This is a genomic window from Pseudomonas sp. RA_35y_Pfl2_P32 (genome assembly GCF_963970735.1).
GTDB lineage: Bacteria > Pseudomonadota > Gammaproteobacteria > Pseudomonadales > Pseudomonadaceae > Aquipseudomonas.
Window position 1 is genome coordinate 1 of sequence record NZ_CAXAQF010000340.1, and the last position, 448, is coordinate 448.

Below are 448 nucleotides of genomic sequence, written 5' to 3' on the forward strand. Positions count from 1 at the left end.
TCTTCGTTGAGCGTTTCCTGCAGAATCGCGGCAACATCGGTGCGGCCGAGCTGATTGGCCCAGGCGATCAAGGTGCCGTAGCGCGTAATCTCATAATGCTCGACCGCCTGAGCCGATGCGATCAACGCTGCATCGAGCACCGCTTTGTCGGCAATGTCGCCCGCGACTTCATTGGCTTCCTTGATGATGCCTTCGATCGCCGGACACGTCGCCCCTTTGGGCTGCTCTCCGATCAGGTCGAACACTTGCTCGAGGCGCTGAACTTGGCCCTCGGTTTCGCGCAGGTGGGTTTCAAAGCCCGTCTTGAGCGATCCATTGGTCGCTTTCTCGGCCATCTTGGGAAGCGCTTTCAGGATTTGATGCTCGGCATAATAGACGTCCTGCAACTGATGCAGAAACAGATCCTCGAATGTCACGATGTCTTTGGTGAACAGTCCCACAGCATGTC

Annotated in this window: 1 protein-coding gene; it reads right to left on the reverse strand. The window is 56.7% G+C overall.

Translation table 11 applies throughout. From position 1 onward, the window contains the following. Positions 1-448: YciE/YciF ferroxidase family protein (locus AACY45_RS28595; RefSeq protein ID WP_339548831.1), on the reverse strand; the 448-nt coding region annotated here is incomplete at both ends.